This window comes from Microbacterium sp. UBA1612, assembly GCF_002321605.1.
In the GTDB taxonomy this organism is placed as follows: Bacteria; Actinomycetota; Actinomycetes; order Actinomycetales; family Microbacteriaceae; genus Microbacterium; species Microbacterium luteum.
Map to the genome: position 1 here is coordinate 4,404 of NZ_DCMW01000041.1, position 17,850 is coordinate 22,253.

At 71.7% G+C, this 17,850-nt stretch carries 16 protein-coding genes and 1 pseudogene; 11 read left to right on the forward strand and 6 right to left on the reverse strand.

The window, feature by feature from the left end:
* Positions 1-479: pseudogene (locus tag B3S45_RS14445) on the reverse strand (DNA-directed RNA polymerase subunit beta); the annotation flags it as partial.
* A gap of 248 nt (positions 480-727) precedes the next feature.
* On the opposite strand from B3S45_RS14445, the gene B3S45_RS14450 reads away from it, so the two are divergent.
* A complete protein-coding gene (locus B3S45_RS14450; protein WP_286721490.1) occupies positions 728-3,349 on the forward strand; it encodes a DUF4062 domain-containing protein in 2,622 nt (873 codons plus the stop codon).
* 7 nt (positions 3,350-3,356) lie between these two features.
* Here B3S45_RS14450 and B3S45_RS14455 read toward each other — a convergent pair whose 3' ends face one another.
* Together B3S45_RS14455 and B3S45_RS14460 are read right to left on the reverse strand one after the other, a co-directional pair.
* A complete protein-coding gene (locus B3S45_RS14455; RefSeq protein WP_286721493.1) occupies positions 3,357-5,459 on the reverse strand; it encodes a 5-oxoprolinase/urea amidolyase family protein in 2,103 nt (700 codons plus the stop codon).
* A complete protein-coding gene (locus tag B3S45_RS14460) occupies positions 5,456-6,211 on the reverse strand; it encodes a 5-oxoprolinase subunit PxpA (RefSeq protein WP_286721495.1) in 756 nt (251 codons plus the stop codon). Before B3S45_RS14460 ends, B3S45_RS14455 begins: the two co-directional genes overlap by 4 nt.
* Positions 6,212-6,263: 52 nt before the next feature.
* Between B3S45_RS14460 and B3S45_RS14465 the strand changes: the two genes are divergently transcribed.
* From B3S45_RS14465 to B3S45_RS14475, 3 genes are all read left to right on the forward strand, one after another.
* Complete coding sequence (locus B3S45_RS14465; RefSeq protein WP_071045943.1) at positions 6,264-7,127, forward strand: spermidine synthase; 864 nt, start codon at positions 6,264-6,266, stop codon at positions 7,125-7,127.
* A 267-nt stretch (positions 7,128-7,394) separates the two neighbouring features.
* On the forward strand, positions 7,395-7,922 hold the full coding sequence (locus B3S45_RS14470) for a hypothetical protein (RefSeq protein WP_071045941.1): 528 nt from the start codon (positions 7,395-7,397) through the stop codon (positions 7,920-7,922).
* Positions 7,923-7,959: 37 nt separating this feature from the next.
* A complete protein-coding gene (locus tag B3S45_RS14475; RefSeq protein ID WP_071045939.1) occupies positions 7,960-8,448 on the forward strand; it encodes a SprT-like domain-containing protein in 489 nt (162 codons plus the stop codon).
* On the opposite strand, the gene B3S45_RS14480 is transcribed toward B3S45_RS14475, so the two are convergent.
* Positions 8,408-8,986, reverse strand: coding sequence for a 2-phosphosulfolactate phosphatase (locus B3S45_RS14480; RefSeq protein ID WP_071045938.1), 579 nt, complete (start codon positions 8,984-8,986; stop codon positions 8,408-8,410). The genes B3S45_RS14475 and B3S45_RS14480 overlap by 41 nt on opposite strands.
* A gap of 228 nt (positions 8,987-9,214) precedes the next feature.
* Here B3S45_RS14480 and B3S45_RS14485 point away from each other — a divergent pair, with 228 nt between their 5' ends.
* Complete coding sequence (locus tag B3S45_RS14485; RefSeq protein ID WP_286721499.1) at positions 9,215-9,775, forward strand: hypothetical protein; 561 nt, start codon at positions 9,215-9,217, stop codon at positions 9,773-9,775.
* The gene (locus tag B3S45_RS14490) at positions 9,769-10,290 is read left to right on the forward strand and encodes a GNAT family N-acetyltransferase (protein ID WP_349676004.1); all 522 of its coding nucleotides are present in this window, start codon (positions 9,769-9,771) and stop codon (positions 10,288-10,290) included. Before B3S45_RS14485 ends, B3S45_RS14490 begins: the two co-directional genes overlap by 7 nt.
* 4 nt (positions 10,291-10,294) lie before the next feature.
* Here B3S45_RS14490 and pheA read toward each other — a convergent pair whose 3' ends face one another.
* A complete protein-coding gene (gene pheA, locus B3S45_RS14495) occupies positions 10,295-11,260 on the reverse strand; it encodes a prephenate dehydratase (RefSeq protein ID WP_071045932.1) in 966 nt (321 codons plus the stop codon).
* 143 nt (positions 11,261-11,403) lie between these two features.
* Here pheA and pgm point away from each other — a divergent pair, with 143 nt between their 5' ends.
* The 5 genes from pgm (at position 11,404) to phnE (B3S45_RS14520) (ending at position 16,756) form a co-directional block, all read left to right on the forward strand.
* On the forward strand, positions 11,404-13,047 hold the full coding sequence (gene pgm / locus B3S45_RS14500) for a phosphoglucomutase (alpha-D-glucose-1,6-bisphosphate-dependent) (protein WP_286721501.1): 1,644 nt from the start codon (positions 11,404-11,406) through the stop codon (positions 13,045-13,047).
* A gap of 191 nt (positions 13,048-13,238) precedes the next feature.
* Positions 13,239-14,240: a phosphate/phosphite/phosphonate ABC transporter substrate-binding protein gene (gene phnD, locus B3S45_RS14505; protein WP_286721503.1), complete on the forward strand. Its 1,002-nt coding sequence runs from the start codon at positions 13,239-13,241 to the stop codon at positions 14,238-14,240.
* A 55-nt stretch (positions 14,241-14,295) separates the two neighbouring features.
* Complete coding sequence (gene phnC, locus B3S45_RS14510) at positions 14,296-15,072, forward strand: phosphonate ABC transporter ATP-binding protein (protein WP_286721505.1); 777 nt, start codon at positions 14,296-14,298, stop codon at positions 15,070-15,072.
* On the forward strand, positions 15,069-15,872 hold the full coding sequence (gene phnE, locus B3S45_RS14515; protein WP_286721506.1) for a phosphonate ABC transporter, permease protein PhnE: 804 nt from the start codon (positions 15,069-15,071) through the stop codon (positions 15,870-15,872). Before phnC ends, phnE (B3S45_RS14515) begins: the two co-directional genes overlap by 4 nt.
* Positions 15,869-16,756, forward strand: a complete 888-nt coding sequence (gene phnE, locus B3S45_RS14520; protein WP_286721508.1) for a phosphonate ABC transporter, permease protein PhnE — start codon at positions 15,869-15,871, stop codon at positions 16,754-16,756. The genes phnE (B3S45_RS14515) and phnE (B3S45_RS14520) overlap by 4 nt, the downstream gene beginning before the upstream one ends.
* A gap of 26 nt (positions 16,757-16,782) precedes the next feature.
* On the opposite strand, the gene B3S45_RS14525 is transcribed toward phnE (B3S45_RS14520), so the two are convergent.
* The gene (locus B3S45_RS14525; protein ID WP_286721510.1) at positions 16,783-17,772 is read right to left on the reverse strand and encodes a serine hydrolase domain-containing protein; all 990 of its coding nucleotides are present in this window, start codon (positions 17,770-17,772) and stop codon (positions 16,783-16,785) included.
* Between the last annotated feature and the right edge of the window lie 78 nt (positions 17,773-17,850).

The window sequence follows — 17,850 nt, forward strand, 5'->3', positions numbered from 1 at the left end:
CGCTCGGTGCCGTTGATGATGAACGTGCCCTTGTCGGTCTGGAGCGGGAAGTCGCCCATGAAGACCGTCTGGGTCTTGATCTCACCGGTCTGGTGGTTCATGAACTCGGCCTCGACGTAGAGCGGGGCAGCGTACGTCTTGCCGCGCTCCTTGCACTCCTCGATGGAGTACTTCTCGGGCTCGAGGTAGGGGTTCGTGAACGACAGCTGCATCGTCTCGGAGAGGTCCTCGATCGGCGAGATCTCCTCGAAGATCTCCTCGAGACCGCTCTGCAGGGCGACGTCGGTGCGGCCCGCGGCCTGCGCCTCGGCGAGGCGGTCGCGCCACGCCTCGTTGCCGACCAGCCAGTCGAAGGACTCGGTCTGCAGCGCCAGCAGGTCGGGGACCGTCAGCGTGTCGGAGACTTTGGCGAACGAGAGACGGGAAGCTCCGCGTCCGTTCTTGGGGGTGGTGGTGGATGCGTTGCTCGCAGCAGCCAAGGGGATTACCTCCGTGGGCCCGGGCGGGGCCTGTTTCCTTGTCGTCAGGTGGAGTGCTCAGTCGTCCCCGAAGTCCGCGAGCCGCACGCCGCTTCGTGTCGATCTCGTGAAGCGGGGGCACACGGACACCGCCGACCACCATATGAGGGCAGGGGGAATCCAAAGCGCAAAGACTCACTATACGCCCCGCGACGCGCCATGTCCAGCCGATCCTTGACCCGGCCCGTCCGGTGGGGTATAAACCGCTCATGACTGGGGGTTCGCCCGTCATCCGCACGCCTGACCAGCGGATACGGGTGTTCGTGAGCTCGACCCTGCGCGAGCTGCAGGGCGAGCGCCGTGCCGCCCGCGCAGCCATCGAGCGTCTGCGCCTGGCGCCGGTGATGTTCGAGCTCGGCGCCCGACCGCATCCACCCCGCACCCTTTATCGCTCCTATCTCGCCCAGAGCGACGTCTTCGTCGGGATCTATCACGCCAGTTACGGCTGGGTGGCACCGGGAGAGGACGTGTCCGGACTCGAAGACGAGTACAACCTCTCCCCGCCCACTCTGCCCAAGCTGATCTACGTCAAATCCGCTGATCACCGGGACGAACGCCTGAATCGCCTGCTGGAACGCATCCGCGACGACGACACCGCCGCCTACCTGCCCTTCGACGACCCAGCCGATCTCGAGGAGCAGATCGCGGCAGACCTCGCCACCCTGCTCGCCGAGCGCTTCGCGCAGTCGCAGGAGGCGGGTACCGGCACGGAGGCCGCCACCGCGGCCCTGCTCTCGCGCGTTCCCGCCCCCGCGACGACGACGATCGGCCGGGACGATGACATCGCACGGTTGCGCTGCTTGCTCGCGGAGGGGTCTGACCGCGTGCTCAGCCTGATCGGCCCGGGCGGGATCGGCAAGAGCCGCCTCGCGACCGAGACCGCCAGAGCCTGCGAAGACCTCTTCCCCGACGGCGTCTACTTCGTCGCCCTCGAAGGTGTGCTGGAACCAGCCCTGCTGCTGCCGACGATCGGCTACGCACTGGGCATCCGCGACAACGGCGAGGCACCGCTGGAGGATCGCATCTCGCGGTCGCTGGAGTCCAGACGAGTGCTCGTCGTGCTCGACAACTTCGAGCAGATCGTCGATGCCGCTCCGGCGCTCGTGAGACTGTCCGCGGCCGCCCCGAGCGCCCGCTTCCTGGTCTCCAGCAGAGTCGTGCTGCGCATTCGGGGCGAGCGCGTCTACGACGTCGATCCGCTGCCGTTCCCGGACGCCGGCACGGTGAGCACGCTGTCCCGCGCGGAGACGTGCGACGCCTGCGCGCTGTTCGTCGATCGCGCTCGCGCCGCCGACCCGGGCTTCGCTCTGACCAAGGACAACGCCGCCGCCGTGATCGACATCTGCCGCCGTCTGGACGGGCTGCCACTGGCGATCGAGCTGGCCGCCGCCAAGGCGCGCCTGCTCACGCCGCAGGTCATGGCTCAACGACTCGAGCGACGCCTGCCGGTGCTGAGCGCGACGGTGCGCGACATGCCGGACCGCCACCGCACCCTCCGCGCGACGCTGGACTGGAGTGTCGACCTGCTCGCCCCTGCGCAGCGCGCTCTCCTGGAGGATCTCGGCGTCTTCGGCCCGCGGTTCGGTATCGAAGCGGTCGAGGCGATCGGGGCGGGGCGCAGCTGGGAGGGCGAGGAGATCGACGCGATCGCCGCTCTCGTCGACGCCTCGCTCGTGCGCCGCGTCGCCATCGGCGGCCGTGTCGTGCTGTCCTTGCTGTCCATCGTGCGCGAGTACTCGCTCGCGCGACTGAAGGAGCGCGGCGACGCCGATCTGATGCGCGAGCGTCACGCCGACCACTACGTGGCCCTGGCCGCGCGTGTGGCGCCGGATCTGCGGGGAGCCGGTCAGACCGCAGCCCTGGGACTTCTCGGCATCGAACTGTCGAACCTGCGGGCGGCCGTCCGTCACCTCGTCTACATCGACCGACTGGATGACGCCGCCGACCTCGCCTGGAGCCTGCTCATCTACTGGTGGATCATGGGGTTGTTCGCAGGCGTGCGCATGTGGATGCTCGAGCTCCTCGACAAGCAGCAGCCGATCAGCCCGCACACCCGGGCGGTGGCCTGGTTCTTCGCGCTCTGGGGCGAGATGTGGCAGCGCCCGGCACCCGAGGTCGTCGCCGGTCTCGCCGAATGCGTGCGCCTGTTCACCGAAAGCGGCGACGAGGACGCAGCGGCGATGGCGGTCGCTGCGCGAGCGACGGCGCGCGTGCAGCTGCCCGACCCCGATCTCGATGCCGCCGAGCGGGAGCTGACCGAGGCTGTGGCATCCCTGCGGCAGCTCGGCAACGGGTGGGGCGAGGCGATCAGCCAGGTATCCCTGGGCCGCGTGGCATGGCTCCGACATTCCCTCGACGGGGCCATCGACCATTTCGAGCGCGCCGCCGACATCGCCGAGCGCGGCGGCGACCGCTTCACAGGGTCGATCGCCGGAAATCAGATCGGTCGGCTCCTGCTCGTGCGGGGAGAGACCGACCAGGCCGAGGGGGTGTTCCGCCGCACCCTGGTCGACGCCGTGCGCCTGCATCACGAAGAGGGCGTCGCCTACGGCCTCGAGGGCCTTTGCGCCATCGCGGCCGCACGTGGCGACGCCGAACGAGCCGGCGAGCTTTCGGCCGCCGCGGCCGCTATCCGTCACCGGATCGGCGTCTTCGACGTCGAGGCCTTCACCGTGCATTCACTGTCGCTGGATGCGGCGCGCGCGGCAGCGCCGGAGGAGGTCGCGGCGGGCGAGCACCGCGGCGCGTCGTTGAGTCTCGCCGAGGCGGTCGTGTGCGCTCTCCCACCCTCGGACCGGGCCATCCTCGCCGACACGCTCGCGGCGTGGTGACGCGGCGTCAGCCCGCGTGGCGCACGTGCCGGAAGCGGATCCGGGAGCCCGGGCGCGCCTGTGCGAGCAGGTCGAGATCGGCATCCGCCACCACCGCGATCACCGGGTAGCCGCCGGTGACCGGGCCGTCGGCCAGCAGCACGGTGGGTCGTCCGGTCGGGGCCACCTGGAGGGCACCGGGCACCATCCCCTCGCTCGGCAGCTCGCCGGCGCGGCGCCGCGTCAGCACGGGGCCGTCCAGTCGCACGCCGACCCGGTCGGCGTCGGCGGCGACGGTCCACTCCCCGTCGAACAGGGCGACGCGTGCGTCGTCGTCGAACCAGTCGGACCGAGGCCCGGGAGCCAGACGGAGCTCGATCTCATCGGGCGGTGCGCCCCACGTGGCCGTGGGCGCGACGGGCACCGGCGCAGCCGGATCGGGTCCCACCTCGACGTGCGCGCCGGCCGCGAGACGATCGGGTCCGAGCCCCGCCATGACGTCGGTGCTGCGGGATCCGAGCACACGCGGACCCGCGACGCCGCCGCGTACCGCGAGCATCGCGCGGACGCCGTGCTCGGCCCAGTCCACGTGCAGCTCGGCGCCGGCGGGCCATTCGTGCGCCGTGTAGGGGTCGACCGGACGCCCGTCGAGCGTCACCGGTCCCCACGCGCCGGTGACCGCGAACCACAGCCGCGTCGCTGCACGGGCCCGGAATCCGCCCATCGTGATCTCAATGCCGGCGGCACCCTCGGGATTGCCGACGAGCCGGTTGCCCGCGCGCAGCGCCGCCCGGTCGAGTGCACCCGAGCGGGCAACGCCGAGGGCCGCGTGACCCGGGCGTCCGAGGTCCTGAACGGTCGCGAGCAGCCCCGCCTCGATCACCTCGATCCCCCGGCCGGCGCCGGCGGGTGCGGTTCCGGGCGCGGCTTCGGCACCGGCACCGGGTGCGGTCCCGTGTTCGGTACCGGCCCTGGGTGCGGTCCCGGCGCCGGGTGCGGTCCTGTGTTCGGTACCGGCCCCGGGTGCGGTCCCGTGTTCGGTACTGGCCGCGGTCCCGGCCCTGGATTGGGTACCGGTACCGGGTTCGGCACCGGGAGTCGTGTGCCCCAACTCAGGCTGAGCGGGCACCGGCGGCCGCGTTCCGGCGTCTCCGGCGGGCGGCGACGTCTTCCAACCTGAGTTACGGCTCGAAACGGTGGCGACACCCGGCTGCGTGGCGGCACCTGCCTCCGAGGCCGCGGCGTCGCTCAGGACGGCGTCCGCGGCCGGGCTTCCCCCCGACGTGTGCCCTGACTCAGGCTGCGTCGGGGCGGACGGTGGTGAACCGGGGTTCTCGGCGGGTGCCGGCGGCACCCAGCCTGAGTTAGGACTCGAAACGGAGGCCGGAGAGACGGAGGCCGGAGAAGCCGGGGACGCCGTCGAAGAGGCGGGGGCGGGGGAAGCCGAGGCGGGGGAAGCAAGGGATTTCGGCGGGATGGAAGGGACGGGGATGAAACGGACGCGGGTGCCCGGCGCGAGAAGGGCGGGCTGGGCCGCGGCCGGGTCGAAGAGGGGCGCGTCGGTCGTGCCGATGAGGCGCCATCCGCCTGGCGTATCGCGCGGGTAAGCGCCGGTGAAGCCGGCGGCCAGGCCCACCGACCCGGCCGGAACGCGTGTGCGCGGGGACTCCAGACGCGGCACGTCGAACGACCACGCGTCGCTCACGAGATAGCCGAAGCCGGGCGCGAATCCGGTGAACGCCACGCTCCACGTCGCGGCAGCGTGGCGGCGCGCCAGCTCGTCTGGCGAGATGCCGAGCACCGCAGCGGTGTCAGCGAGGTCGGCACCGTCGTACCGCACGGCGAGTTCGACGGCCTGCGCCTCGACACGTTCCGACGGGATGCGCCGCACGTCACCCGTCAGCGCACGGTCGATCCACGCGCGCGCCGACGCGAGAGACAGGATCGCCGGATCCACGTGCACGAGCACCGTGCGGGCGGCGGGTACCACGTCGACCACGCCATCCGGCGGCGCGGCGACGAGCGCCGCGTGCAGGTCCAGCACCTCGGAGAGCCCCGGGGCCTCGATCAGCAGCGCTCGCTCACCCATCGGCAGGATGCGCCACGACTCACCGGACGATGCCGCCTTCACCACGGTGCCCTCACGTCCACGCCGGCGGCATCGAGCGCCGCGCGCACCGCTCGCGCCATCGCCACCGCGGCCGGGCTGTCGCCGTGCAGGCACATCGAGGGCGCGTCGACGGCGAGCATGTGGCCGTCGACGGCATCCACGACCCCGTCGATCGCCAGGCGGACCGCGCGGCGCGCGACCAGATCAGGATCGTCGAGGAGAGCGCCTGCCTCGCCGCGCGGCACGAGGCCGCCGTCCGCGAGGTAGCCGCGATCGAGGAACGCCTCGCGCACGAACGGCAGGCCGGCCTCCTCGGCGGCGCGGCTGCCGGCACCGCCGAGACCGAGGAGCGGCAGCTCGCGACCGAGACGATCGGCAAGTCGCCGCACGGCGGCGGCGACGACGCGGGCGGTCGCAGCGTCGGCGGTGACGGCGTGGTAGAGCGCGCCATGCGGCTTCACGTAGCGGATGTCCCCGCCCGCCGCGGCGAGCGCCTCGAGCTGCTCGTCGAGCGTGGCGCGCAGCTCGACCTCCGTCAGCGTCAGGGCTGACCGGCCGAAACCGGCGCGGTCGGGGTAAGACGGATGCGCCCCAACGGCGACGCCGTACCGCGCCGCCCGGGTGACCGATTCGTGCATGGATGCCGCATCGCCGGCGTGGCCGCCGCACGCGACGGAGGCGCTGGACACGACGGCGAACATCGCTTCGTCGTCGGCGGTCGGCACCCCGTCGACGGTCTCGCCGAGGTCGGCGTTCAGGTCGATGGCGGACATGTCCTCACGGTACCGGCGGCACTCGCAGCCGGGCATCGGGCAAGCTGGGAACATGGCCCGCGCGCGCAATGAGCACACCGAACCGCCGGTGCGCCTGGGCGACGGGGCGCTCGCATCCGTCGAACCGTCGCCCTATACATCGGGCTACGAACTCGTCGTCGACGGGACCCCGCAGTCGCACGTCGACCTCGACGACCCGACGCATCTGCACTTCGAGTACGTCGCGCGGATGGCCGCCGTGATCGACCGGCTGAAGCTGCCCGGGCAGCCGCTCACCGCGGTGCACCTCGGCGCCGGCGCCATGACCCTCCCCCGCTACATCGACGCGACGCGGCCCGGCTCCCGCCAGCAGGTCGTCGAACTCGAGCCCGAGCTGATCGCCCTCGTACGCGAGCGGCTGCCGCTGCCGCGCGGCGCCTCCATCCGCGTGCGGATCGGGGATGCGCGCCAGGCGCTCGGCCGGTTTCCCGCGGGACTGGTCGGCCAGGTCGACGTGCTGGTGGCTGACGTCTACGCCGGCGCGCAGATTCCCGCGCACCTGACGTCGGTCGAGTTCTACGCCGCCGCCGCGCGTCTTCTGGGTCCCGACGGCGTGCTGCTGGTCAACGTCGCCGACGGCGCGGGACTCGCCTTCGCGCGTCGGCAGGTCGCGACGGTGCGCGAAGTGCTCGCGAACGTCATCGTGCTCGCCGAGGTGCAGACCCTCAAGGGGCGACGATTCGGCAACCTCGTCGTCGCGGCCTCGGCGTCGCCGCTGCCGACGGCGTGGCTGCCGCGCCTGATGGCGGCGGGACCGCATCCGGCGAAGGTCGCCGAGGGGGCCGAGATCGAGGAGTTCGTCCGCGGAGCGCGGCCCGCGACCGACGCCGACGCCGTGCCGTCGCCGAAGCCGCCTTCGAAGCTGTTCGAGCGCTGACCAGCTCCGCCGACACCCCACACTCCGCAGTCACAACACGCGCTGACCCCGGTGCCGCACCCACACATCCTGACTGCGGAACGCCGCTGGGGTGCTCGGACTGCGGAACGCCGCTGGGGTGCTCGGACGCGGCGGCGCGGAGCGAGCGGAGCGAGACGGAACGACGCATCCGCGCGCACGGGATGCCGCCTGTCGGCGTGGCCACCCGGAACCGACGGCGCGGGAGGGCACACTGAGGAGGCGAGCCGCACGCGAAGGGAGTCGACGGTGAGCTTCATCCACGGATACGACCCCGACACGCTGCGGGAGATCGTCGACCCTGCCCAGTGCAAGGAGCGCCTGGCCGAGCTCGGCGATCAGCGCAGCCTCGTGTCGATGCTCGAACGCGTGTGGCTGCTGAAGGTACTCGGCGAGACCGACGACGCCCTCACCCTGTCGGAGCACGCCGTGCGCTTCGCGCGGATGGCCGGCACCCGCAAGGATCTCCTGCGCGCCCGCATCCTGCATGCCACGGTCGTTCAGGCGCGCGGAGCCTACGCCGCCGCCGAGCAGGAGCTCACGACGTGCGCCGAAGAGGCCGAAGGGCAGGGATGGGCCGCGATCGCGGCCTTCGCCCTCCAGCATCGCGGCAAGGTGAATTTCGACGCCGCGGAGTTCGAGGAGGCCCGCAAGGACTTCAAGCGCGCGCTCTTCCTGCGTCAGGAATCCGGCGCCCCGGAGTCGCAGCTGCAGGCCGTGCTGCTGGCGATCGATCTGTGCGACCGCCGGCGCGCGCAGACCGCGGTCGCGAGCTGATCGCCGCAGTGTCGTAGGTCTGTTCTACTCTTCCGACATGTCAGAACCGCATCGCGTACGCCAGTGGGCGGAGGCGTTGATCTCGTCGCACCTCGACTCGTCGTGGACGTTCGGCTTCGACAACGCCAAGCGCCGCGCCGGTCAGTGCGACTACACGCGGCGGCGCATCACCGTGTCGCGCTACCTCTCGGCCCGCTACGACGACGACACCAACCATCAGACGCTCCTGCACGAGGTCGCCCATGCCCTGGCGGGGGCGACGGCCGGCCACGGACCGAGGTGGAAGTCGATCGCCCGCGGCCTCGGCTACGTCGGCGGCACGACCCATCGCGGCGAGACCGCCGTCGAACTCGCCCCCTGGGTCGGGGTGTGTCCGGCCGGGCATGTGGCCTACCGTCATCGTCGGGCATCGCGTCCGACCTCATGCGCACGATGCGCGCCGCGGTTCGACGAGCGTCACCTGCTGACGTGGACCCGGCGGGAGATCACCCCTGCGACACGGCTTGCGGCGATGACGCCGCGCTGATCGACGGCCGGTAGCGGCCCGGGTCGTCGCTCGCGTCGAGTTCTGCGGCGCGCAGCACGTCGGCACGACGACCCTCGGCGACCAGACGCTGTCCGGTCCCGCCAGCGGTGAGCAGGTGTCGCACGGCGCGTCCCAGCCCGCGATACGACTCGGCGGCTGCGGCAGCCTCGGGCGACGTGTGGTCGATCCCCCGGTTCCCCAGAGCGTCGATGACGGCGCCGGCGCCGAACTGGTCCTCGACGGCGAAGCGCACGCCGTGCGGGGTCTCCTCCCCCGCCGAGACGATCGAGACGCTCGTGCGCGCTCCCCGGCGCGCCTGCTCGTCGGCGATCGCCGATGCCACAGCCGTCGCGTTGCGCAGCCCGCCCAGCAGGACGATCGACCCCGCCGCGAGAGCGGCATCCGCGATCGGGGCGGCGTCGTGCTCACCCAGGACGGAGACGACCACCACCACGTCGGCGGGAGCGAGGCGCGCGAATCCCGCACTCCCCCACTCGTGACGGACCTGATAGCGCTGCTGGTCGAACGGCGTACTCACCCGCAGAAGCCTACGGCGAGCGCGCCGGGTGCGCGGCCCGGGCGTCACACCGCGAAACGTGCGCGCGATTCGCCTGGCAGCGGATGCCGCATCCGGTGCGTTCGCTTGCCGGTGGATGTCGCATCGCGGCCGAATGGCGACATCCGCCGGCGACCGAAGCGGTGCGCGGCGGAGGGGCGGATGCATCCGCCCTTGCGCCAGCGGTGTCGCACGATGACACGATGGAGCATGCGCGTTCTGCTGAAGCTCGTCATCGACTGCGACCCCGACGCCGCGTGGCGCGCCCTGCACTCGCCGCGCGCGGTCGCGGAGCTGTACGGCCCGATGGTGTCGATGTCGCCCGTCGTCCCGTCCGGGTTGCCGACGCGGTGGGAGGAGGGCGACGACGTGCCGGTGAGCCTCGAGAGCGGACCGATACCGCTGGGGCGCCAGCTCATCCACGTCAGCCACCGTCACGTGGATGAGCCGGGCGGCGCCGTGCGCATCTTCCGCGACAGCGGCATCCCGCTGACGGGGCCGCTCGCCTTCCTCGACGTGTGGGACCACCAGATGGCGGTCTCGCCCGCCCCCGGCGACCCCACCCGCACCCTGTGGCGCGACCGGCTCGTCTTCGACGGGCCCGGGGCGGCGCTGCTGTGGCCGGTACTGTGGGCCATCTGGCAGTGGCGCGGGGCCCGCATCCGCGCGCTGGCGTCGTCGTGGGCGCACGACCCGGCGGCCGACACGACCGACACCGCCGACGATCTCGACCTCGCCACCGACCCGACAGAGGGGGCGGGTGGGTGGTGACTGAGGCCTACACCGTGCGCCGCGCTCGGTCGACGGATGCCGCCGCCATCGCGGCGGTGCACGTGACGAGCTGGCGCGAGGCGTATGCCGGCCGGATCCCCGACGAGGTACTCGACGGCATGGACGTCGCCGCGCGCGCCGAGACCTGGCGCCGCATCCTGGCCGGCGAGATCGACGGGGAAGCCGGTGACGTCTGGGTCGCCGAGCTCGCCGGCGACGTGATCGGATTCGCCTCGGCGGGCCGATGCCGCGACGACGACGCGGTCGCCGGGCGCCGCGAGCTCTACGCCGTGTACGTGCTCGAGGCCGACTACGGCACCGGCGCGAGCGACATGCTCATGGATGCCGCCCTCGGCGACGATCCGGCATCGCTGTGGGTGCTCGAGGACAATCCTCGCGCCCGGGCCTTCTACCGCCGGCACGGGTTCGATCCGGATGGCGCGGTCAAGACGCACACGGTCGACGGCGCCGCGATCCGCGAGGTGCGCCTCGTGCGCGGCGGCACGCTCGCCTGACCGGTCAGACGCCGGGCTCGCCCGAAAGCAGCCCCCGCAGCCAGTCCCGGGCCTCGACGAAGACGTCGTCGGCGTAGCGGTTGGAGTACCGCACGATCGAGCGGTCCGCGCGCGGATAGGAGCCGAGGAAGATCACCTTGGGGCTGAAGCGTCGCAGTCCCATGAGGGCGTCGGCCATGCGCTCGTCCTGGATGTGCCCGTCGGCATCGATGACGAACCGGTAGCGGCCGAGCGAGTCGCCGATCGGGCGTGAGGCCAGCAGCGACAGGTTGATGCCGCGGGTGGCGAACTGCTCGAGCATCTCCAGCAGCGCCCCGGGGTGGTCGTCGGGCAGCTCCACGATGAGGGAGGTCTTGTCGGCGCCGGTCGCGGGCGGCGGTGCGACGGTGCGGCCGACCAGCACGAAGCGCGTGACGGCGTTCTCGTTGTCGCCGATCTTCTCGGCGAGCAGGTCGAGCTCGTGGTGGTCGAGGATGCCGGGCGGGGCGATGGCCGCATCCGCGTCGCTCGTTCCCTCGAGGATGCCGAGGGCACTGGCGACATTGCTGGCGGCCGGGATGTGAGCGTGTGCGGGAAGGGTGCGCGTGAGCCACTGCAGGCACTGCGCGTAGGCGACCGGGTGCGCCGAGACGAGCTTCACGTGTTCGAGGCTGGTTCCGGGTCGCGCGACGAGCACGAAGTCCACCGGCACGAGGTACTCGCCGATGATCCGGAGTCCGGGGATGGTGGCGAGGGCGTCCTGGGCGGTGGAGACGCCGCCGTCGACGGAGTTCTCGATCGCGATCATCGCCGCGTGCGAGCGCCCCTCGACGACGTCGGCGAGCGCCTCACCGACGTTGTGGACCGATCGCCACCGCTGACCGCGGGCCTCGGGCACCTGCGCCAGGGCGGCCTCGGTGAAGGTTCCGGCGGGCCCGAGGTAGCTGTAGTGCCGGGGCTCGGCGGAGGTTTCGGAGATCGCGGTGCTCACGGGCACCCAGCCTAGATGTTCCGGCCTGCCCGGCGAGCGCCCGCGGTAGCGATGGGCCCCGAGCGCACGCGGACGCGGGCGCGAGGGAACACACGGCGACCTCGCGGGTGCCCGTCGGCCTCCGACAGGGCAGACTAGGACCCATGAGTCGCGCAGGAACGCCCGCCGAACCCTCTGACCTCATCGACATCGACGAGCTGCTGGCCGCCTACTACGACCGCAAACCCGACGCGTCGGTGCCCGCGCAGCGCGTGGCCTTCGGCACGAGCGGTCACCGGGGATCGTCGCTGTCGACCAGCTTCAACGAGGACCACATCCTCGCCACCACGCAAGCGATCGTCGACTACCGCACCGCTCAGGGCATCGCCGGTCCGCTGTTCCTCGGCCGCGACACGCACGGCCTGTCTCTGCCCGCCGAGCGCACCGCCGTGGAAGTGCTCGTCGCCAACGGCGTCGCCGTGCGACGCGATTCCCGCGACTCGTGGGTGCCCACGCCGGCGCTCAGCCACGCGATCCTCGTGCACAACGCCGGGCGCGATGCATCCGACCCCGCCCGGGCCGACGGCATCGTGGTGACCCCGAGCCACAACCCGCCCCGCGACGGCGGCTTCAAGTACAACCCGCCGCACGGCGGCCCGGCCGACACCGACGCGACGGGATGGATCGCGAACCGCGCGAACGACCTCATCGCCGCCGGCCTCGACGGCGTTCGCCGCACGCCGTTCAAGGACCTCGACGAGTCCACGATCGGCGAGTACGACTTCCGCGACGCGTACGTGCGCGACCTCGCCGGCATCATCGACGTCGAGGCCATCCGCTCCGCCGGAGTGCGCATCGGCGCCGATCCGCTCGGCGGCGCATCCGTGGACTACTGGGCCCTCATCGCCGAGGTCTACGGCCTCGACCTGACCGTGGTCAACCCCGACGTCGACCCGACCTGGCGCTTCATGACGCTCGACTGGGACGAGAAGATCCGGATGGACCCGTCGTCGCCGTCGGCGATGGCATCGCTCGTCGCGCGCCGGGACGAGTACGACATCCTCACCGGGAACGACGCCGATGCCGACCGCCACGGCATCGTCACCCCCGACGCGGGGCTGATGAACCCCAACCACTACCTCGCCGTCGCGATCGACTACCTCTACTCCCACCGGCCGGACTGGCCGGCGGATGCGGCCGTGGGCAAGACCCTGGTGTCGTCGATGATCATCGACAAGGTCGCGGCCGCCCTCGGGCGCTCGCTGCTCGAGGTCCCCGTCGGTTTCAAGTGGTTCGTGCCGGGGCTGCTCGACGGCTCCGTCGCCTTCGGCGGCGAGGAGTCCGCGGGGGCCTCTTTCCTGCGCACCGACGGATCTGTCTGGACCACCGACAAGGACGGCATCCTGCTGTGCCTGCTCGCGGCGGAGATCCTGGCGGTGACGGGCAAGACCCCGTCGCAGCGGTATGCCGAGCTGGAAGCCGAGTACGGCGCATCCGTCTACCAGCGTGTCGACGCCCCGGCCACGCCCGAGCAGAAGGCCGCCCTCGGCAAGCTCGCGCCGGAGTCGGTGACCGCCACGGAGCTGGCCGGCGAGCCGATCACCGCCAAGCTCTCGCACGCCCCGGGCAACGGCGCGGCGATCGGCGGCCTGAAGGTGCAGACCGACAGCGCGTGGTTCGCCGCGCGCCCGTCGGGCACCGAAGACGTCTACAAGCTCTACGCCGAGTCACTCCGCGGCGAGGAGCACCTGCGCCAGGTGCAGGATGAGGCGCGCGCGGTGATCACCGCGGCGCTCGGCGACGCCTGACGCGTCGCCGCACAACGTTTTACCCCCGGTGGCATCCCGGCGCGTTTGTGACGCGGTCGGAACGGGCACGTAAACATCGGTGAACAAAGCGTCCATAACCGAGCAGTTCCGTGGACGCGTTGTTAGCGTGCTCACGCGAGCCCGTCTCGGACCCGCGCTCACAGCACACTGACACAGGGAGAATCCTCGTGATGAACCGACGGATGACGGCCATCGCCGCGGGAGCGGTCGGCCTCGGAATCGTACTCGCCGGATGCGCGGGCGACGGCGGCGGGTCGGATGACGGCGACGGCGGCAGCACGGCCGAGGCGCCCGAATCGATCACCCTCGGCCTCGTGCCCTCATCGGACGTCGACCAGGTCGTCACCGACGGCGAAGAGTTGGCTGCGCTCCTGAGCGACGAGCTCGGCGTGCCGGTCGAGATCGAGGTCACCGACAACTACGCGGGGCTCGTCGTCGCCATGCAGACGGACCAGGCGCAGGTCGGCATGTTCGGCCCCATCGGCCTCGTGCAGGCGCAGGATGAAGCCGGTGCCGTCCCGGTGCTGCAGTCGGTGCGCTTCGGCGACAGCACCTACGTCACCCAGTGGTTCACCAACGACCCCGACCGCTTCTGCCTCGACGAGATCGTCACCGAGACCGACGACGACGGCTTCACCTACGCCTTCTGCAACGGCACCGAGGTCGGCAACGAGGGTCCGCTGGGCGAGGAAGCCCTCGCCGAGGTCGACCAGGACGAGACGATCGCCTTCGTCGACGAGGGCAGCGCCTCGGGCTACTACTACCCCGCCACGCAGCTGGAGAACGTCGGACTCGACCCGTTCGACCTGTCCGGCTCGTTCTTCGCCGGCGGTCACCCGAACGCCGTGCGCGCGGTGTACGACGGCGACGCGGCGGTCGGCGTGAGCTTCAACGACGCCCGCTCGTCGGTCGCCGAGGAGGAGCCCGACGTCGGCGAGCAGGTCGTCGTCTTCGCGCACTCGACGCTCATCCCCAACGACGGCGTCGCGGTGAGCGGCTCGCTCTCGCAGGAGTGGCAGGACATGATCACCGACGCGTTCATGGCGGTCGCCGAGACCGAGGAGGGCGCCGAGGCGCTCTACAACGTCTACGAGATCGACGGACTCGTGCCCGCCGACCTCGACGCGCTCGAAGACGCCCGCGCGGTGTACGAGAACTTCGGCGACCAGTGATACGACGGATGCCGGGCGGGGTCCTCCCGCCCGGCATCCGCATGAAGGTGACAACGTGATCCGCTTCGACAACGTCTCGGTGCGCTACCCCACGGGGACGCTCGGGCTGGACGCCATCGACCTCGAGATCGAGGAGGGCTCGTTCGTGGTTGTCGTCGGCCTCTCCGGGGCCGGCAAGTCCACGCTCGTGCGCACGATCAACGGGCTCGTGCCGACGACCTCGGGCACGCTCACGGTGGGCGATCGCACCGTGAGCGGCGCGAACAAGCGGCAGCTGCGGCGCCTGCGCTCAGAGGTCGGCATGATCTTCCAGTCGTTCAACCTCGTCACGCGCACGAGCGTCATGAACAACGTGCTCGTCGGGCGCCTGCACGCCACCTCGACCCTGCGCTCCCTCGTCGGCGTGTGGAAGCCCGCCGACACCGAGCTCGCTTTCCAGGCCCTCGAGCGGGTCGGCATCGTCGAGAAGGCCTACACGCGCGCGTCGCAGCTCTCCGGCGGACAGCAGCAGCGCGTCGCGATCGCCCGCGTGCTCGCTCAGGAGCCGCGGGTCATCCTCGCCGATGAGCCCGTCGCCTCCCTCGACCCGCCGACGGCCAACCAGGTGATGCGCGACCTGCGCCGCATCAACCGGGAGCTCGGCATCACGACGGTGGTGAACCTCCACTTCCTCGACCTCGCCCGCGCCTACGGCGACCGCATCATCGGGATGCGGCAGGGACGGATCGTCTTCGACGGCACCGGGGCGGAAGCCGACGACGCCGTGTTCGAGGAGATCTACGGGCGCTCCCTCACGGCATCCGACGTGCTGCCCGGGGACGCCGCGTCATGACCTCGCTCGCCGCCCCGCCGCGCACCGGACGCCCCGCCAAGCCCGCCCCGCCGTGGGGAACGTGGGCGGGGATCGCCGTCGCCGCGGCCGTGACGATCTGGGCCGGCACGGGGATCGGGTTCACCCTCGCCCCGCTGTTCACCGACTTCGCGCGCGGCTGGATCGTGGTGCAGGACTTCCTGAACCCCAACTGGGGGTTCATCTTCCAGGTCGGCAACGCCTGGCTCGAGACGCTCGCCATCGCCGTCCTGGCGAGCCTGTTCGGCTGCGCGCTCGGTCTCGTCGCCGCGATGCTCGCGTCATCGGTCACCTACCCGAACCGGGCAGGGCACCAGATCGTGAAGGGAGTGCTCTCGGTCATCCGGTCGATTCCGGACATCGGCTACGCGTACCTCTTCGTCGCGTTCGTCGGCGTCGGGTCGCTCGCCGGCATCCTGGCGCTGGTGATGTTCAACCTCGGCATCGTCGCCAAGCTCACCTCCGAGTCGATCGACGCCGTCGAGCGGGGACCGATCGAAGCTGTGGATGCCGCGGGCGGCCGCGGCATCCAGCGCGCCCGCTGGGCGGTGTATCCGCAGGTGCTGCCGAACTTCCTCAGCTACAGCCTGTACGTGTTCGAGCTCAACATCCGCGCGTCGATCGTCATCGGCCTCGCCGGCGCGGGCGGCATCGGCTCGGTCATCGCCGTGCAGCTCGGCCGGTTCGCGTGGGAGAACATCTCGGCGATCTTCATCGCCACCTTCGTCGTCGTGCTCCTCATCGACATCGTCTCGCAGGTCGTGCGCCGGAGGATCACGTGAGCGCCGCGCCGCCCGGACCCCTCACCGGCCGCCCGACACCGCCGAGCAAGCTGTGGTCGACGGTGTGGCTCCTCGTCTCGGCCGCCGTCGTGGTGTGGGCCGTCTGGACGGTCGACGCGAACTGGGCCCGGCTGCTCGGGCTGCCCGGTGAGGTCGGCAACTACGCCCGCCTCATGGGCGGCGGAGTGCTCAACAACCCGACCGCCGACCCGTGGGCGGAGTACTGGGTCCTGGCGATCTCGCGCATGCTCGAGTCGGTGCAGATGGCGTGGATCGGAACGCTCATCGGCGCCGTGCTGTCGCTCCCACTCGGCTTCCTCGCCGCGCGCACCATCGCCCCCGCGCCGGTCGTGTTCGCGGTGCGGCAGGTCCTCAACGCCGTGCGCGCCCTCCCGGAGATCATCCTCGCGATCGTGCTCATCATGCCGATCTTCGGCCTCGGACCCCTCACCGGTGCGCTGGCGCTCGGGATCGGCTCGATCGGCACGCTCGGCAAGCTCACCGCAGAGGCGGTCGAGTCCATCGACCGCGGGCCCGTGGAGGCCTCGCTCGCGTCGGGCGCACGGGGTCTCCAGCGCATCCGGTGGGCGGTCCTCCCCCAGGCGCTTCCCGAGATCGTGGCGTTCTGGCTCTACCGCTTCGAGATCAACATCCGGGCCAGCGCCGTGCTCGGCGTCATCGGCGCGGGCGGCATCGGCTCCCTGCTGTCGCAGCTGTTCAACCGGCGCGAGTGGGAGCAGATCGGCATCACCCTCGTCGTCATCATCGTGGTGACGATCCTCATCGACACGCTCTCGGGCGCCGTGCGCGCGCGCATCATCCAGGGCGGCAGCGCCCGCACCCGGCGGCGCGAGCGCGAGGAGGAGGCCGCCGCCCTCGTCTGAGCGCTGGGCGCCGGACGCGCGTGGCCTCAGCCTCGCGAGGCGGCTGCGGCGACGGCGTTGTCGAGACGGTCGGTGTCGACCGTGGGGCGCTCGGCGCGGTTGGTGAGCAGCACGTAGGCCACGCCGAGGGTCGGATGCATCCAGAACTCGGTGCCCGCCCATCCGCCGTGCCCGTACACGTCGGTGTCGAGCAGGCCCGGCGCGCGGGTGCGGAGATTCCACGTGAAGCCCCAGTCCTGGCCGCGCTCGACGGGATACGGCTCGAGGCGCGGGATGGCGCCGGTGATCGGCCGGCGCATCATGTCGAGAGTGACCGGCGAGACGATCCCCTCGCCCTGACGCAGCAGCGCCGATCCGATCGCGAGCAGGTCGCCCGCACGGGCCATGGCGCCGGCGCCCGGGTGGCGGAGCGCCGCGAACGCCGCCATGTTGACGCCCTTCTCGGCGGCATCCGGCACCGCGTGCGGCTCGCAGTCCGTGTCGAGGGTCACCCCGTCGGCGCCGACCGCCGAGGTCCACTCCCCCAGCTGCGCCTCCCACGGCGCACCGGCGGCGTGCTCGATCATCGCGGCGACACCGTCGAACGCGACCGACGAATAGCGTGAGACCGTGCCGGCGGCGAAGTCCCGCCCCGGCGCCAGGAGGGCGTCGCGGAGGCCGCCGCGCACGTCGAGCGCCGGCTCGGGGATGCCCGCGGTGTGCGAGACGAGGTGACGCAGGAGCACCGCATCCTCTCGCCCCTGCCCGAAGGACGGCAGCGCCTCGGTCAGCGGAGTCTGCGGCGTGAGCAGGCCGCGCTCGACCGCGCGCGCCGCGGTGAGTCCGACGAGCACCTTCGTGATCGACCACAGGAAGTAGTGGTCGTCGACGCGTGCCGGGCGCCCGTCGGTGCTGCCGAAGGCGTCGAGGGCGACGACGCCGGACCGGTCGGCGATGCCGAGAACCGCGGTGGGCAGCGCCCCGGTGTCGACCTGTCGGCGGGCCCAGTCGAAGGCGGCGGAGTACGTCTCGGTCATGGTGTCCGTTCCTGATCGTCGGAGAATCGCGCGTCGGTCGGAGAATACCGGCCGAATCCTCCGACATCGGCGCGATTC

Excerpts from the sequence above, each read along its gene's own strand:
- pgm (WP_286721501.1), top strand. The coding sequence starts at position 11,404 with ATGAGTCGCGCAGGAACGCCCGCCGAACCCTCTGACCTCATCGACATC.
- B3S45_RS14475 (WP_071045939.1), top strand. The coding sequence starts at position 7,960 with ATGTCAGAACCGCATCGCGTACGCCAGTGGGCGGAGGCGTTGATCTCG.
- phnD (WP_286721503.1), top strand. The coding sequence starts at position 13,239 with ATGAACCGACGGATGACGGCCATCGCCGCGGGAGCGGTCGGCCTCGGA.
- B3S45_RS14525 (WP_286721510.1), bottom strand. The coding sequence starts at position 17,772 with ATGACCGAGACGTACTCCGCCGCCTTCGACTGGGCCCGCCGACAGGTC.
- B3S45_RS14460 (WP_286721495.1), bottom strand. The coding sequence starts at position 6,211 with ATGTCCGCCATCGACCTGAACGCCGACCTCGGCGAGACCGTCGACGGG.
- B3S45_RS14465 (WP_071045943.1), top strand. The coding sequence starts at position 6,264 with ATGGCCCGCGCGCGCAATGAGCACACCGAACCGCCGGTGCGCCTGGGC.
- phnE (WP_286721506.1), top strand. The coding sequence starts at position 15,069 with ATGACCTCGCTCGCCGCCCCGCCGCGCACCGGACGCCCCGCCAAGCCC.
- B3S45_RS14450 (WP_286721490.1), top strand. The coding sequence starts at position 728 with ATGACTGGGGGTTCGCCCGTCATCCGCACGCCTGACCAGCGGATACGG.
- B3S45_RS14485 (WP_286721499.1), top strand. The coding sequence starts at position 9,215 with ATGCGCGTTCTGCTGAAGCTCGTCATCGACTGCGACCCCGACGCCGCG.